The organism is Variovorax sp. KBW07 (assembly GCF_003852515.1).
Classification (GTDB): Bacteria; Pseudomonadota; Gammaproteobacteria; order Burkholderiales; family Burkholderiaceae_C; genus Variovorax.
The window spans coordinates 17,069-33,386 of record NZ_QAJK01000160.1; the positions used below are offsets into that span (position 1 = coordinate 17,069).

At 68.4% G+C, this 16,318-nt stretch carries 12 protein-coding genes; 7 read left to right on the forward strand and 5 right to left on the reverse strand.

The annotated features are described in order from the left end of the window. The first annotated feature begins 64 nt into the window (after nt 1–64). Nucleotides 65–931 (forward strand): MurR/RpiR family transcriptional regulator, encoded by an 867-nt coding sequence (locus tag DBV14_RS28385; protein ID WP_124464474.1) that lies wholly within the window; start codon nt 65–67, stop codon nt 929–931. Between the two features lie 27 nt (nt 932–958). Here the strand turns inward: DBV14_RS28385 and DBV14_RS28390 are convergent, their stop codons facing one another. Beyond that, complete coding sequence (locus tag DBV14_RS28390) at nt 959–1,687, reverse strand: GntR family transcriptional regulator (protein WP_124464475.1); 729 nt, start codon at nt 1,685–1,687, stop codon at nt 959–961. 292 nt (nt 1,688–1,979) lie between these two features. On the opposite strand from DBV14_RS28390, the gene DBV14_RS28395 reads away from it, so the two are divergent. Next, entirely contained in the window at nt 1,980–2,345 is a 366-nt protein-coding gene (locus tag DBV14_RS28395) for an SPW repeat protein (protein WP_124464476.1), read from the forward strand. A gap of 112 nt (nt 2,346–2,457) precedes the next feature. Here DBV14_RS28395 and DBV14_RS28400 read toward each other — a convergent pair whose 3' ends face one another. The 4 genes from DBV14_RS28400 to DBV14_RS28415 all read right to left on the reverse strand — a co-directional run bounded on the left by DBV14_RS28400 (nt 2,458) and on the right by DBV14_RS28415 (nt 12,244). Further along, nucleotides 2,458–3,948: an efflux transporter outer membrane subunit gene (locus DBV14_RS28400; protein WP_124464478.1), complete on the reverse strand. Its 1,491-nt coding sequence runs from the start codon at nt 3,946–3,948 to the stop codon at nt 2,458–2,460. A gap of 139 nt (nt 3,949–4,087) precedes the next feature. Then, nucleotides 4,088–7,375 carry an efflux RND transporter permease subunit gene (locus DBV14_RS28405; protein WP_124464480.1) on the reverse strand — a complete coding sequence of 1,096 codons (3,288 nt, stop codon included), beginning with the start codon at nt 7,373–7,375 and terminating at the stop codon, nt 4,088–4,090. Beyond that, entirely contained in the window at nt 7,372–10,530 is a 3,159-nt protein-coding gene (locus tag DBV14_RS28410; RefSeq protein ID WP_124464482.1) for an efflux RND transporter permease subunit, read from the reverse strand. Before DBV14_RS28410 ends, DBV14_RS28405 begins: the two co-directional genes overlap by 4 nt. Nucleotides 10,531–10,606: 76 nt before the next feature. After that, complete coding sequence (locus DBV14_RS28415; protein ID WP_124464484.1) at nt 10,607–12,244, reverse strand: efflux RND transporter periplasmic adaptor subunit; 1,638 nt, start codon at nt 12,242–12,244, stop codon at nt 10,607–10,609. 274 nt (nt 12,245–12,518) lie between these two features. Here DBV14_RS28415 and DBV14_RS28420 point away from each other — a divergent pair, with 274 nt between their 5' ends. Genes DBV14_RS28420 through DBV14_RS28440 form a run of 5 tightly spaced genes read left to right on the forward strand, consistent with a single transcriptional unit; the run spans nt 12,519 to nt 16,281 of the window. Further along, a complete protein-coding gene (locus DBV14_RS28420) occupies nt 12,519–13,040 on the forward strand; it encodes a DUF6622 family protein (protein ID WP_124464486.1) in 522 nt (173 codons plus the stop codon). Nucleotides 13,041–13,079: 39 nt separating this feature from the next. Further along, a complete protein-coding gene (locus DBV14_RS28425; RefSeq protein ID WP_124464489.1) occupies nt 13,080–14,033 on the forward strand; it encodes a sterol desaturase family protein in 954 nt (317 codons plus the stop codon). Next, the gene (locus tag DBV14_RS28430; RefSeq protein WP_124464491.1) at nt 14,030–14,326 is read left to right on the forward strand and encodes a 2TM domain-containing protein; all 297 of its coding nucleotides are present in this window, start codon (nt 14,030–14,032) and stop codon (nt 14,324–14,326) included. The genes DBV14_RS28425 and DBV14_RS28430 overlap by 4 nt, the downstream gene beginning before the upstream one ends. Nucleotides 14,327–14,370: 44 nt before the next feature. Next, on the forward strand, nt 14,371–15,402 hold the full coding sequence (locus DBV14_RS28435; RefSeq protein WP_260397257.1) for a sensor histidine kinase: 1,032 nt from the start codon (nt 14,371–14,373) through the stop codon (nt 15,400–15,402). A gap of 33 nt (nt 15,403–15,435) precedes the next feature. Continuing rightward, nucleotides 15,436–16,281, forward strand: coding sequence for a LytTR family DNA-binding domain-containing protein (locus DBV14_RS28440; RefSeq protein ID WP_124464495.1), 846 nt, complete (start codon nt 15,436–15,438; stop codon nt 16,279–16,281). Nucleotides 16,282–16,318: the final 37 nt, after the last annotated feature.

The window sequence follows — 16,318 nt, forward strand, 5'->3', positions numbered from 1 at the left end:
AACTGTTCCGTTGCCGCCGCTCCGGTACATTCGTTCCAACGAGCTACAGAAAAGAGACACCGCCATGGGCGCCAAAGAGCAGATCCGCCAGCGTTTCAATGAACTGAGCCCCGCGCTGCAGCAGGTGGCGCGCTACGTGCTCGACCACCCGAACGAGGTGGTCACGGGCTCGATGCGCAACGTGGGCACGCGCGCGCAGAGCACGCCCGCCACGCTGGTGCGTTTTGCGCAGTACCTGGGCTACGAGGGCTGGCCGCAGCTGAAGGAATCTTTTGCCGCGGACATGGGCCTGGGCCCGGAGACCTACGGCGTGCGCGCCAAGCAGCTGGTCGGCCGCGCCAAAGACCAGACCCTGACCGGCGAAATGTTCGAGGTGCAGCGCCGCAACCTCGAAGCCACGCACCGGCAAAGCGAACAGGCGCTGCAGAAAGCCTGCGCGCTGATCGAGAAGGCGCCGGCCGTGCATGCGGCGGGTTTCAGGGCCTGCTTTCCCATCGCTTTTTCATTCGTGTACGTGTACCGGCTGTTCCGCGCCAGCGTGCACCTTGTCGACGGCCAGGGCGGCTCGCTCGAAATGCAGCAGCGCGCCTTCGCCAAGGGCGATGCGCTGGTGGTGGCGAGCTTTGCGCCCTACTCGCGCGAGGCGCTTCAGGTGGCGGAGGCTGCGAAGGCAGCGGGCTGCCGCATCGTCGCCATTACCGACAGCGTGACTTCGCCTTTGTCGTTGCTGGCGGACGAGACGCTGCTCTTCACCATCCACAGCCCGTCGTTCTTTCCGTCGGTCGCGGCCGGCGTGGCGGTGACCGAAGCGCTGGTCGAACTGCTGGCCAGCCGCGCGGGCAAGCCGGTGATACGGCGCATTGACCAGGCCGAGGCGCAGCTGTTCGAGTCGGGCGCCTACCTGATGGCGCCGGTGGCGCGCGGCGGCTAGCGGCCGGCAGGTTCGCGGCGGGGCCGCTCAGACCAGCGCGCGCGTGCGCCCGGCCTTCTGGCGCAGGTTGTGCACCAGCAGGTCGCGGTTGGCGGTGATGTGCTCGCGCATGACCGATTCGGCGACGGCCGCCTCTTGCAGCCCCAGCGCCTCGACGATGCGCCGGTGCTCGGCCAGCGCGTTCTGGGCCTGGTCGCGCCGGTAGAGCAGCAACGCGGCGTCGCGGTTGTGCGGGCGCAGGTTGCTGTCGAAGATGATCGGCAGCTGGCAGGCCCGGCGCACCGCCTCGGTCAGCCAGCGGTTGTCGGCCAGCTTCAGCAGCTGGCGGTGGAAGTCGAGGTTCAGGTCGTGCCAGCGCCTGGCGTGGCCGTCGCTCCACTCGTCGCCATGCAGCAGCGCGTGCTGCTCTTCGAGCATTTGCGCCAGCCGCTGCCGGGCGTCGGCTTCGAGCCCGCGCTCCCCGAGCAGGCGGCAGCCCATGCCTTCGAGCGTGGCGCGCACGCTGAAGGCGTCGAACACGTCCTTGGCGTCGAAGCGGCGCACCTGGAAACCCCGCTGCGGGTGATAGACCAGCAACCCCTCGTCGGCCAGCCGCGCCATCGCGCCGCGCACGGGCGTGCGCGACACGCCGAACTCGTTGGCCAGCGTGATCTCCATCAGGTGGGCGCCGGGCGCAATGACGCCGTCGAATATGCGGGCGCGCAACATGTCGGCCACGGACAGCGCGCGTGTCCGGGAGGGGTCTGGGGGGTTCATCGGAGGTCGGGAACGGGGGCGGCCGGAATCAGGCCGCGCGGATGTTACGGCTCAAGAACGGCGCGTCATATCCCCAATTTCCGTAAAACCGCGTTTTCGGACTTTTTCGAGCATTAGGGAAAATTTCTTAACATTTGCTCACACGTGTAAGCCAAAACACTGTAGTCGTCTTACAACGACGCCCCGGCGTGGTGCAAACAGGGGCGAAGGGGGCCGGCCTTCCGGAACCCCGGCCCATCGCCCGGTGTCCAACCGGTGTCGCGGCGCCTTGTCGCGACAGGAGGTTATGACCATGAAGCAAGTGAAGCACTGGCAAGACCCCGTCAACGCAGTGGCAGGCGTGTGGCTCGTCGTCTCGCCCTGGGTCCTGGGTTTCCAGGGCGTGACGCCCGCGATGTGGACCATGGTGGCGATCGGCATCCTGCTCGGCGCGGTGGCGCTGGGTGCGACCTTCGTGCCGCGCCAATGGGAAGAGTGGACCGAGGTCGCGCTGGCCGCCTGCCTGGCGGTCTCGCCCTGGGTGCTGGGCTTCCGCGGAACGGAAGCGGCGCTGGTCAACGCGGTGCTCGTGGCCGCGGTGATCATGGTGCTGGCACTCTGGGTGCTGGTGACCGACAAGGACTACCTGGGCCACACCGTCGACCGTCCGGCGCATTGAACGCGGCGCCGCGGTGGTGAAGCCACGAAGCCCGGCACGGCGCGTGTTGTTGCGCTGATCGCCGGGCCGACTGGATGGGCGGCATGCCGCGCCCATCCGCGAACCTAGCCTCTCACTGCACGCGGGAGGCAGTGGGTGGCGTTGCGGCTTCCGCATTGGCACTGCCCTCGCCCATCCATCCGGCCTGCCAGCCGCCGCCCATCGCCTGGATCAGCGCGATGGCGGTGTTCTGGCGGTTGACCTGCAGTTGCACCAGCGTGCGCCGCGCGCTCAACGCGGCCGCCTGCGCCGTGACCACGTCGGTGTAGCTCACCTGCGCGGCGCGGTAGCGGTTCAGCAACTGCTGCTCGGTCTTGTCGGCGGCGGCCGAGGCCTCGCGGCGGAACCCCTCCTGCTGCGCCAGCGCGGCGCTGGCCGTGAGCTGGTCTTCCACCGCCTGGAAAGCCGTGAGCACGGTCTGGCGGTAGCGCGCCACGCTCGACTCGTAGCCGGCCTTGGCGGAATCGACGTTGGCGGCAATCGCGCCCGCGTCGAACACCACCTGCGCCACCGAGAAGCCGAACGACCACAGCGTGTTGGCCGAGCCGAACAGGTCTTTCACGCGGCTCGCGTTGCTGCTGCCGACCGAGGCCGTCAGCGGGATGTTCGGGAAGTACGCCGCGCGTGCAATGCCGATCTGCGCATTGGCCGACGCCATGGAGCGCTCGGCCGCCGCGATGTCGGGGCGGCGCTGCAGCAGGGTCGAGGGCACGCCGGTCGGCACGCCCGGCACGGTGGGTTTCCATTGCGCGACCGGCAGGCTGAAGTCGGCCGGCGCCACGCCCACCAGCATGGCAATGGCGTGCTCCAGCGTGGCGCGGGTGCGCTGCAGGCCGACGCGGTCGGCCTTGGCGTTCACCAGCTGGGTTTGGGCCTGCAGCACGTCGGTCTGCGCGGCAATGCCCGCCGCGTAGCGGTTGCTGGTGATCTCGAAGGCGCGCTGGTAGCCCTGGATGGTTTCGTCGAGCAGCCCGATTTCGGCATCGGCCTCGCGCAGCGAGAAGTAGTTGGTCGCCAGGTCGCCGATGGCCGACAGGCGTGCCGAGGCCAGGTCGGCCTCGCTGGCCTGCGCATTGGCCTGCGCGCTGCCCACCGCCTCGCGCAGGCGGCCCCACACATCGGGCGTCCAGCTGGCGCCCAGCGAAGCCGAGAAAGCGTTCGACGGGGCGGCCACGCCGCTGCCGCCGTTCACGTTGCCGGTGCGCTTACCGCTGCCGCTGAACGACACCGAGGGAAACAGAGCCGCGCGTTCGCCGCGCACCAGCGCCTGGGCCTGCGTGTAGTTGGCCACCGCCGCCGCGATGTTCTGGTTCGACACCTGCACGCGGCTGGCCAGTTCGTCGAGCGTGGCGTCGCCGAACAGCTTCCACCATTCGCCGCGGTCCAGCGCATCGGCCGGCGCGGCGGGCAGCCAGCCTTCGGCGGTCTGCTGCTCCTTCCAGCCGGCGGGCGACACGGTGGCCGGCCGTTCGTAGCGCGGGCCGACGGCGCAGCCGGCCAGCAGAGCGGCCAGCGCGAGCGACGTGAGTTTTCCAAGGCGGAGGAAAGGAAGTTTTTGTTTCATGAGGAATGCTCCGCTTTGACTTTCGCCGACAGGCGAAAGCGTTCCGGGAACACCGCGGAACCGGCTTTGCCGGGCCGCTGGTGTTGCCCCCTGCAAGGGGGTTGGAGGCCACACGAAGTGGGCAAGCCTGGGGGTGTACTCATACAACACGGCTCAGTTCGTGTTCGTTCTTGCCACGGCGGCGCAGCTTGTCGAGCAGCAGGTACACCACGGGCGTGGTCAGCAGCGTCAGCAACTGGCTGGCGATCAGCCCACCGATGATGGCCACGCCCAGCGGCCGGCGCAACTCGGCGCCTTCGCCGAAGCCGATGGCCAGCGGCAGCGCGCCCAGCGCGGCGGCCATGGTGGTCATCAGGATCGGGCGAAAGCGCAGCAGGCACGCTTCACGCACCGCCTCCAGCGGCGTGAGGCCGCGCGAGCGTTCGGCCTCCAGCGCGAAGTCGATGATCAAGATGGCGTTCTTCTTCACGATGCCGATCAGCAGGAACACGCCGATCAGCGCAATGATCGAGAACTCCATGCGGAACATCAGCAGCGCCAGCACCGCGCCCACCCCGGCCGACGGCAAGGTCGACAGCACGGTAATGGGATGCACCAGGCTTTCGTAGAGGATGCCGAGCACGATGTAGATCACCACCAGCGCCGCAAGAATAAGCATGAGCTGCTGACCCTGCGACTGCTGTGCGCTCAGCGCGGTGCCCGCAAAGGCGCCGCGCACGTTGGTCGGCATGGCGATGTTGGCCTCGGCCTTGGCGATGGCCTCGCGCGCGTCGCCCAGGTTGGCGCCTTCGGCGAGGTTGAACGAGATGGTGGTGGCAAGCTCGCCGTCTTCGTGGCTCACCGAGGTGGCCACCGACTGCTCTTCGAACTTCGCCACCGCCGACAGCGGCACCAGCGCGGTCGCCGTGTTGCTCAGCACATTGCCCGACGAGGCGTTGCGCAGGCCCGGGTTGGCCGACACTGGCACCGAGGCACTGGCCGCGGACGACGCCGACGCTGTGCCTCCCGCCTTGCCGGTGGACGACGTTCCGGTGCCCGTGCCCGCCGTCGAGGCGGCCACCTGCGTGGTCACGGCCTGGCCGGCCACGATGGACGTCTTGGTGGCGGGCACGTACACGTCGCTCAGCGCATTGGGGCTGCGCGTGTAGCGCTGCGCCCACTCCATCACCACGTGGTACTGGTTCAGCTCGGTGTAGATGGTTGCCACCTGCCGCTGGCCGAAGGCGTTGTACAGCGCGTTGTCGATGGCGGTGGACGTCAGGCCGAGCCGGCGCGCGCTGTCGGGGTCGACCTTCGCCACCGTTTCCACGCCGTTCTGGTCCTGGTCGGTGTCGACGTCGGTCAGCAGCGGCTGCAGCTTGAGCTCGTCGGACAGCTTGACGGCCCAGGTGCGCAGGTCGGCCAGGCTGTCGCTCTTGAGCGTGTACTGGTAGGTCGAGTTGCTGGCGCGGCCACCCGAGCGCACGTCTTGCACCGTGCCCAGGAACACGCGCAGGCCCGTCACCTCGTTGAGCTGCGGACGCAGCCGCGCGATCACGGCCAGGCCGCTCTCGGTGCGCTGGTTGGCCGGCTTCAGGTTGACGAACATGAAGCCGCCGCCCGCGCGCGAGCCGCCGGTAAAGCCGATCACCGTGTCGACCGCCGGGTCCTTGCGGATGATGTCGATCACCTGGCGCAGCTTCTCGGCCAGCGCCTGCGAAGAAATGCTCTGGTCGGCGCGCAGGCCGCCATTGAGCTGACCGCTGTCCTGCTGCGGAAAGAAGCCCTTGGGCGCGGCGCTGAACAGGTAGACGTTCAGCCCCACCACCGCCACCAGGATCAGCATGACCAGCGCCTTGCTGTCGAGCGCCCAGTCGAGGCTGTGCTCGTAGCGCTTGAGCACCCAGTCGTAGCCGCGCGCGGCCATGCGGCCCAGGCGGCCCTGCGGTTTGTTCTTGTCGTGCTCGCCGCCGGGCTTGAGCAGCCACGCGCACATCATGGGCGTGGTCGTCAGCGAAATGACCAGCGAGATCAGCACGGCCGCCGACAGCGTGACCGCGAATTCGCGGAACAGCCGGCCCACCTGCCCGCCCATGAACAGCAGCGGAATGAACACCGCCACCAGCGACACGCTGATCGACAGCACGGTGAAGCCCACCTCTTTCGCGCCCAGCAGCGCCGCCTTCATGCGCGACATGCCCGACTCGATGTGGCGGCTGGTGTTTTCCAGCACCACGATGGCGTCGTCGACCACGAAGCCGGTGGCCACGGTGAGCGCCATCAGGCTCAGGTTGTTCAGGCTGAAGCCCAGCAGGTACATCACCCCGAAGGTGCCCAGCAGCGCCGCCACCGTGGCCACGGCCGGCACGATGGTGGCGCGCACGCTGCGCAGGAACAGGCTGACCACCAGCACCACCAGCAGCACCGAGACGACCAGCGTGAACTCGACCTCGCGCAGCGAGCTGCGGATCGAGTTGGTGCTGTCCGACGCCACCTGCAGCGTCACGTCGGGCGGCAATTGCGCCTGCAGCTCGGGCAGCAGCGCGCGCACGCTGTCGACCGTCTCGATGATGTTGGCCGAGGGCTGCCGCGTGATCAGCACGATGATGGCCGGCTCGCCATTGAACAGGCCCAGCGTGCGCGTATCTTCCACGCCATCGACCACCTCGGCCACGTCTTGCAGCCGCACCGCCGCGCCGTTGCGCCAGGCCACCACCATCGAGGCGTAGTCGCTGGCGCGCAGGGCCGGGGTCTGCGTGTAGATCTGCAGCTTGCGGCCGTCGCCCTGCACCGTGCCCTTGGGCCGATTGGCGTTCGAGGCCTGGATCGCGGCACGCACGTCGTCGGTGCTGATGCCGTAGCGGTTGAGCGCGAACGGCAGCAGCTCGATGCGCACCGCCGGCAGCGAGCCGCCGCCGATTTCGACGTCGCCCACGCCATCGACCTGCGACAGCCGCTGGCTCACGATGTTCGACACCGCGTCGTAGATCTGGCCCGGCGTCTTGGTCTTGGACGTGAGCGCCAGGATGATGACCGGCGACGCCGCCGGGTTGGCCTTGCGATAGGTCGGGTTGCTGCGCAGCGTGGCGGGCAGGTCGACGCGGCTGGCATTGATGGCGGCCTGCACCTCGCGGGCGGCGCCGTCGATGTTGCGGCTCAGGTCGAACTGCAGCGTGACGCGGGCCGAGCCCACCGAGCTGGTGGACGTCATTTCGTTGACGCCCGCGATGGTGCCCAGGTGGCGCTCCAGCGGCGTCGCCACGCTGGTGGCCATCGTCTCCGGGCTGGCGCCGGGAATCGATGCGCGCACCGAGATGACGGGGTAGTCGACCTGCGGCAGCGGCGACACCGGCAGCACGAAGAACGCGGCAATGCCGGCCAGCGCGATGCCGATGGTCAGCAGTACCGTGCCGATGGGACGGCGAACGAAGGGCAGCGAGAGATTCATCCCGCGGCCTCCTCCCCGACTTCGGTGCGCCGGGTGCTTCCGCCGCCCAGCCGGTCGAACGCCAGGTAGATCACCGGCGTGGTGAACAGCGTGAGCAACTGGCTGACGACCAGCCCGCCGAAGATTGCCAGGCCCAGAGGGCGCCGCAGTTCGGCGCCTTCGCCGAAGCTCAGCATCAGCGGCACCGCCGCGAACAACGCGGCCAGCGTGGTCATCAAGATCGGCCGGAACCGCAGCAGCGCGGCCTGGTGAATTGCCTCGCGGGCCGACTTGCCCTGCGTGCGCTCGGCATCGATCGCGAAGTCGATCATCATGATCGCGTTCTTCTTCACGATGCCGATCAGCAGGATGATGCCGATGATGCCGATCACGCCCAGGTCGTTGCCGGTAACCATCAGCGCCAGCAGCGCGCCCACGCCCGCGGACGGCAGCGTCGACAAGATCGTCAGCGGGTGCACGTAGCTTTCGTACAGCACGCCCAGCACGATGTACACGCAGACCACGGCCGCAAGAATCAGCCACAGCTGGTTCGACAGCGAACGCTCGTAGGCGCCCGAGGCGCCCAGGAAGGTCATGGTCACGCTGTTGGGCATGCCGATTTCCTTGGCCGCCGCGCGGATCGCATCGACCGACGAGCCGAGCGACACACCCGGCGCGGTGTCGAAGTTCAGCGTGCTCGCCGGGTACTGCGCCACGTGCGTGATCTGCAGCGGCGCCTGCTGCTCGGTGATGTCGGCAATGGCCGAAAGCGGCGTGGCCGTGCCCGAGCCGGCGATCAGGTTCAGCTGGCCCAGCGTCTGCGGTGTGTTCACCATGCCCGGCCGGGCTTCGAGAATCACGCGGTACTGGTTGGTCTCGGTGAAGATGGTCGAGACGATGCGCTGGCCGAAGGCGCTGTAGAGCGCGTCGTCCACCGTGCTCGCGGTGATCGACAGGCGCGCCGCGGTGTCGCGGTTCACGTTCACGTAGGCGGCCAGGCCTTGCGCGCCGGCGTCGCTGCTCACGTTGCGCACCTTGTCCGAGTCTTGCAGCCTGGCCACCAGCTTCTTCATCCACGAAGTGATGGCGGCGCTGTCGACGCCCTCGAGCGACACGCGGTACTCGGTCGGGCCGGTCTCGGCGTCGATGGTCAGGTCTTGCGTGGGCTGCAGGTACAGCGTGACGCCGGCCACCTGCCGCACGCGCTCGCGCAGCCGCTCCATCACGACCTGCTGGTTGTCGTGGCCGGACCTCATGTTGATGAGCATGCTGCCGGTGTGCAGCATGGTGTTGTTGGCGGCGTCCACGCCCACGAACGAGCTGAGGTTCTGCACGTCGGGGTCGGCAAGAATCGCGCGCGCCGCCTGCAGTTGCAGCTGTGCCATGCGGTCGAACGACACGTCTTGCGCCGCCTGGATGCGGGCCTGCAGCTGGCCGGTGTCCTGCGTGGGGAACAGGCCCTTGGGAATGGTGAGGTACAGCACCACGGTCAGCACCATGGTGAGCAGGGCGACCAGCAGCGTGAGCGGTTGGTGCGCGATGACCCAGTGCAGCGAGCGGTCGTAGCGCACCATCACGCCGTCGAAGAAACGCTGGGCGCGCGCGCCGAAGCCGGTGCCCGACGGGTTCTTCTTTTCTTCGTGCTTGAGCCAGCGCGCCGACATCATCGGCACCAGCGTGAGCGACACCACCGCCGAAATCAGAATGGTGATGGCCAGCGTCACCGCGAACTCGCGGAACAGGCGGCCCACCACGTCGCCCATGAAGAGCAGCGGAATCAGCACCGCAATGAGCGAGACGGTCAGCGAGATGATGGTGAAGCCGATCTGCGTCGCGCCCTTGAAGGCGGCCTGCAACGGCTTTTCGCCCTCCTCGATGTAGCGCGCGATGTTCTCGATCATCACGATCGCGTCGTCCACCACGAAGCCGGTGGCAATGGTCAGCGCCATCAGGCTCAGGTTGTTGAGGCTGTAGCCCAGCAGGTACATCAGGCCGAGCGTGCCGATGAGCGAAATGGGCACGGCAATGCTGGCGATGACGGTGGCGCGCAGGCTGCCCAGGAAGGCGAAGATCACCAGCACCACCAGCACCACGGCCAGCACCAGTTCCATCTCGACGTGCTGCACCGAGGCGCGGATGCCGGCGGTGCGGTCGCTCAGCACCTCGATCTTCAGGCCCGCGGGAAAGCCCGCCTGCAGTTCGGGCAGCTGGGCCTTGATGGCGTTGACGGTGGCGATCACGTTGGCGCCGGGCTGGCGCTGCACGTTCAGGATGATGGCGGGCGTGAGCTTGCCCTCGGCGTCTTCCTGCGCGGTATCGTTTGTCTTGTCAGTCTTGGCGGGCTTGGTTCCGGCCCAGGCGCCGAGCTGCGTGTTCTCTGCGCTGTTGACCACCTGCGCCACGTCGACCATGCGGATCGGCGCACCGTTCTTGTAGCTGACGATCAGGTTCTTGTAGTCGTCGACCGTGAGCAACTGGTCGTTCGAGTTGATGGTGTAGGCCCGCTTGGGGCCGTCGAAGCTGCCCTTGGCACCGTTGGAATTGGCCGCGGCGATGGCGGTGCGCAGCGTGTCCAGCCCGATGCCGTTGGCGGCCAGCGCCTGCGTGTTGGCCTGGATGCGAACGGCCGGGCGCTGCCCGCCGCTGAGCGACACCAGCCCCACGCCCGAGACCTGGCTGATCTTCTGCGCGAGCCGCGTGTTGACGAGGTTCTGCACCTCGGTCAGCGGCAGCGTGTCCGACGTGATGGCCAGCGTGAGTACCGGCGCGTCGGCCGGGTTGACCTTGGCATACACCGGCGGCGCCGGCAGGTCGGCGGGCAGCAGCGAGCCGCCCGCGTTGATGGCGGCCTGCACTTCCTGCTCGGCCACGTCGAGCGTCTGGCCGAGCGAGAACTGCAGCGTGATGATCGAAACGCCGGCCGCGCTGGTCGAGCTCATGCGGTCGAGCCCCGACATCTGGCCGAACTGGCGTTCCAGCGGCGCGGTGACGGTGTTGCTCATGACCTCGGGGCTGCCGCCCGGGTAGAGCGTCTGCACCTGGATGGTCGGGTAGTCGACCTGCGGCAATGCCGACAGCGGCAGGAAGCGGAACGCCACCAGGCCGGCCAGCACGATGGCGACCATCAGCAGCGAAGTCGCCACCGGCCGCAGGATGAAGGGACGCGACGGGCTCATTCAAGAGCCTCCGCGCCAGGCAACGCGGCTGCGGCGTTCGCCTTGGTCGGCTTCTTCTTGGGAGCGGGCCGGCAGTTCATTGGCCTTGCCGGCCTTCGCCCCGGCCCTCCGACATGCGCTGCCAGCGTTCCAGCGCCGCCGGCTCGCCCTTGTCGAGCGCTTCGAGGAAACGCTTGCGGCGCTCAAGCTGCTCGGGGTTGTCCTTGGCCGAGTCGAGCATGCGCTGGCGCTGCTCGGCGGTGGGGAGCGGACGGGCGGCGGGCGCTGCGGCGGCTGGGGCTGCGGCCGGCGGCGTGGCGGCGCCTGGTGTCGCGGAAGGCGTGGCCGGAGCCGCAGTGCCCGCGGGTGCCGGCGCGTCGGCCTTCGGCCCACCGGCGCCACCGCCCTGCCGCCGTCCGCCGCGGTGCGCGCCCGAAGCCGCGCCCGCCGGCGGCGCGGCCGGCCGGTCGACCGTGGTCTGCACGCGCGCACCGTCTTTCAGGCGGTCGCCGCCCTCGGTCACGACCTGCTCGCCGGTCTTCAGGCCCGACATGATCGCCACGTTGTCCACGCTCGACTCGCCGCGCGTCACGGGGCGCTGCGACACCGTGTTGTCGCTGTTCACCACATACACGTAGTCGCCGTTGGGGCCGTGGCGCAGCGCCGTCACCGGCACCACCACCGCGCTGCTCATCGTGCGCAACAGCAGCTTCAGGTTGACGAACTGGTTCGGGAACAGCGCGTTGTCGGTGTTCGAGAAACGGGCCTTGGCCTTGACGGTGCCGGTCTGCGTGTCGACCAGGTTGTCGAGCGTGGAGAACAAGCCGTCGGCCAGCCGGCGCGTGCGCGTGCGGTCGAAGGCCGTGGCGTCGAGCTTGGCGCCCTGGGCCAGCCGCTCCTGCACTTCGGGCACGCGGTCTTGCGGAATGGAGAACTCGACGTCGATGGGCGCGATCTGCGTGATGGTCGCCACGCCGCCGGTGGCGCCGTTCGAAATGTAGTTGCCAGCGTCCACCGGCCGCAGGCCGATGCGCCCGCTCACCGGCGCGGTGATGCGGCTCCAGGCGAGGTTGAGCTTGGCGGTGTTTTCATTGGCGCGGTCGATGGCCACCGTGCCTTCGAGCTGCTTGACCAGCGCGGCCTGCGTGTCCACATCCTGCCGCGCGATGGAGTCCTGCCCGAGCAGGGTCTGGTAGCGCTGCAGGGTGACGCGCGCCGCCGCCAGCTGCGCCTCGTCGCGCTGGCGGGCGCCCGCGGCCTGGGCCAGCGCATTCTGGAAGGGCTGCGGGTCGATGGTGGCCAGCACGTCGCCCTTCTTGACCATCTGCCCTTCCTGGAACAGCACGGCCGTGAGCACGCCCGACACCTGCGGCTGCACCGTGACGTTGGCCACCGGCGTGACCGTGCCCAGCGCTTCGAGCTGCACCGGAATGTCGGCCTGCTTCGCCGTGGCGACGCCGACGGTGCTGGAGGCGCCGCCTCCACCGCCCCCGCGCCCGCCCGGACCGCCGGGGCCACCGGGCCCGCCCGGCCGGGCCCCTCCACCGCCCCCGGGGCCCGCGCCCGGCCCGGCCACGGGCGTCTTCGAACGCTGGATCAGGTACCAGGCCCCGCCTCCCAGCGCCACGAGCAGCAGCAAGGTCAGCAGCGCGCCCAGCCAGCGGCGCCTGCGCACCGGAGGATGTGTGGGCGACACGGTGGCAGGCAGGGGTTCGGTATTTTTTTGGGGATCCATGACGGTGCGTGCAGAGGGTGCAGGGGTGCGGCCTAGAGTACAGCGCCGAATGGTAGTCGCGCTGTTTGCTGCGCCGTAAAGCGGCGGTAAAGCTCATGCGCCGGGCCCGCCGTTCGCGCCCGCTGGCTGCAATTCGCGCCGCCACCGGGCATTCCGTCGCACGCCGATGGCGGGTGCGGGCGGGCAACGGCACAGTCCGCTCCATCGATTCCCTCCCGCCTCTCTTTTCTCTCTTTCATCGTTCCTTCATCCTTCTTTTCAACGGAGTGCCACCATGCTGATGCAAGTCATCCTCCATACCCCGAAGTGGGTGTTCGCCGTTTTCGTGCTGCTGGTCTGGCTCGGCGCCAAGCAGCTGCTGGCCAACAACGTGAGCCTCAGCCGTGTCACGCTGATGCCCGTCGCCATGGGCGGCCTGTCGCTGTTCGGCGTGATCTCGGCCTTTGGCGATTCCTTCGGCGCCCTGCTCGGCTGGGCCGTGGCGGCCGCCGTGCTGCTGGCACTGGTGCTGCAACGCCCGCTGCCCGCCACCACCCGCTACGACGCGGCGGCGCGCAGCTTCCAGGTGGCCGGCAGCGCCGTTCCGCTGATGCTGATGATGGGCATCTTCCTGACCAAGTACGTGGTGGGCGCCGCCCTGGCCATGCACCCCGAGCTGCGCCACCAGGCCACCTTCACCGTGCTGGTGCCGGTGGTGTACGGCGCCTTCACCGGTGTCTTCGCGGGCCGTGCCCTGCGCCTGTGGAAGCTGGCCATCGCCACCGATTCGATGGCGGCCGGCGCCCGCGCGGCCTAAGATTCATCCTGACCGGCCCCGGCCTCCAGGAACCACACCATGTCCGTGCTCTTTCTGATCCTCAAGATTTCAGTCACGGTGGTGCTGGTCGCCTCGATTGCCGAGGCGCTGGTGCTCTCATGGCGCCAGGGCTGGCGCAGCTACGACTGGAAGGCGGCCGGCATTTCGGTGGTGGACTTCCTGGTGCGCGAATACCCGCTGCGCTGGCTGCTGCCCCTGGCCTTCTGGACCGGCGCCATGGACTGGTTCTACGCCCACCGCCTCTTTACCCTGCCGATGGACCACTGGAGCGGCTGGGTCGCCTGCTTCATCGGCCAGGAGTTCTGCTACTACTGGTACCACCGCGCGGCGCACCGGGTGCGCTGGTTCTGGTGCACCCATGCCATTCACCATTCGCCGAACCAGCTCAACCTGTCGGCCGCCTACCGCTTCGGCTGGACCGGCCGCCTCACGGGCACGCTGCTGTTCTTCATGCTGGCGCCGCTGCTGGGCATGCCGCCGAAGGTGATCTTGCTGATGCTCACGCTGAACCTGCTGTACCAGTTCTGGATTCATGCGACCTGGATTCCGCGCCTCGGGCCGCTCGAATGGTTCCTGAACACGCCCTCGGCCCACCGCGTGCACCACGCCTCGAACATCGAATACCTGGACGGCAACTACGGCGGCGTGCTGATCGTGTTCGACCGCCTGTTCGGCACCTACATTCCCGAGCGCGCCGACCTGCCCTGCCGCTACGGGCTGGTGAAGCCGGTCACCTCGTACAACCTATTCGAGATCGAGTTCATGCACTGGCGCGCGCTGTTGCGCGACCTGCGCTCGGCCCGCTCGGTGCGCGCTTTTGCCGGCTACATCTTCAAGCCGCCTGGCTGGCAGCCCGATGGGCCGGGCGAGACGACGGAAGAGTTGCGGCAGCGCGCGGCGTTGCAGCCGGCATCGTCGCCACAATCCCCTGCTCCAGCTTTCACTCACATCACTTCCAAGGAGCTGTCATGAACCACAGGTCTTCAACCTCCACTCCCGCCGACATCGAGCGGATCGCACGCCGCCGCGCCGGCGCCAAGATGGGCTGGTTCATCCACGCCTTCGTCTACGTGCTGGTCAACATCGGGCTGGTCGTGCTCGCGGCCTCGCGCGGCAGCAACTGGGCCATGTACCCGCTCATGGGCTGGGGCCTGGGCCTGCTGATTCACGGCGCCGTGGTGTGGCTGATTGCACCCGGCGGCGGCCTGTACGACAGGCTGCTGGAACGCGAGCGCCGCACGCTGGGCTCCGGGGACCGTGGGTGACTCCTGAAACGCTACCGCGATTTCGTGCGGAGAACTTCCGCAACATGCTGCGGCATGGCCTGATCACCGCCGCCTTCTGCTGCTTCATCGCTTCGGCGCTGGCCATCTCCGGCAACGGCAGCTGGGAATCCCAGATGGTGTATTCCCTGTCGATCGGAATGATCTGCTGGCTCTTCATCGATCTCGGCCGGCTGCTTCTGAGTGGTCACAAGGAGGTGCTGTGGCCGCACGGCTTCTGGGGCTATGGGCTGATAGCGCTGGGTGTCATCGTCGGCTTTCTGGGCGGCAACGCCATCGGCGACGCCTGGGTCGGCGCGCCGCCGCTCGAGTTCCGCAACCTCGCCGCGCGCAAGATGACCTCGACCATCGTCATCACGCTGGTTGCCACCATCGGCATGAGCTTCTTCTTCTTCAGCCTGGGCAAGAGCAAGCACATGCAGCGCCAGATCGAACTGGCGCAGCGCAATGCCACCGAGGCACGGCTCAAGCTGCTCGAAACCCAGCTCGAGCCGCACATGCTGTTCAACACGCTGGCCAACCTGCGCGTGCTGATCACCGTCGACCCGCCGCGTGCCGTGGCCATGCTCGACCGCCTCAACAGCTACCTGCGCATGACGCTCAGCGGCTCGCGTGCGCTGGCGCATCCGCTGTCGGCCGAGTTCGACCGGCTGGGCGACTACCTCGAACTGATGTCGGTGCGCATGGGCGAACGCCTGCGCTACACGCTCGACCTGCCCGACGACCTGCGCGAGACGCCGGTGCCGCCGCTGCTGCTGCAGCCGCTGGTGGAAAACAGCATCCGCCACGGGCTGGAGCCCAAGGTCGAGGGCGGCGAGATCACCGTGCGCGCGCGCCGCGACGCCCAGGGGCAACTGGTCATCGAGGTGAGCGACACCGGCGTCGGGCCCGATGCTGCAGAGCAGCAGCAACAACAACCGTCGGAAGGGGGGGGCTTCGGGCTCGAACAGGTGCGCGAGCGGCTGGCCACCGTGTACGGTGAGCAAGGGCGGCTGAACCTGTCCGCCGCGCCCACCGGCGGTACATGCGTGACCCTGAATCTCCCCTTGCCCGCCTGAATGAATATTTCTTCCTTGCACGACGACAAGACGATGGCCACAGCACTCATTGCCGAAGACGAGCCCCTGCTCGCACAAGCCCTCAAGGCCGAACTGGCCACCGCCTGGCCCGGGCTGCAGGTCATCGCCACCGCCGGCGACGGCCGCAGCGCCGTGCGCGAAGCCTTGCGCCTGTTGCCGCAGGTGCTGTTCTTCGACATCCGCATGCCCGGCCTCGACGGCCTGGGTGCCGCCGCCGAGTTGGCCGACACCTGGCCCACCGACGAGGCACCGATGCCGCAACTGGTGTTCGTGACCGCCTACGACGAATACGCCGCGCGCGCCTTCGAGGCCCAGGCCATCGACTACGTGCTCAAGCCCGTGCAGCCCGAGCGGCTGCGCAAGACCGTCGCCCGGCTGCAACAGGCGCTGGCCGCGCAGCAGCCTTCCGCCACGCCGGCCGTGCCTGATGAAGCGCTCGAACGAACGCTCGCGCAGTGGCGCCAGGTCTTGACGGCCGCCGGTGCCGGAAATGGCGGCGGAGCCGGTGCCACCGCCCCGGCTGCCGCCCCGCTGCGCATGATTGCCGCGAGCGACGCCGGCGGCAGCACCGTGCGCATGGTGCCCATCGACGAAGTGCTGTATTTCGAGGCGGCCGACAAATACCTGCGCGTGCTGACCGCCCCGCACGAATACCTGATCCGCACGCCGCTGAAGCAATTGCTGCCGCAGCTCGATGCCGACACCTTCTGGCAGGTGCACCGGGCGGTGGTGGTGCGCAGCGCGGCCATCGAGTCGGTGCACCGCGACGACGCCGGCAAACTGCACCTGATGCTGCGCGGCCGGGCCGAGAAGATTCCGGTCAGCCGCCTCTATGCCCATCTGTTTCGCGCCATGTGAAATTGCCACCGGCGCGCTGACCCGTCCTGCCATAGGT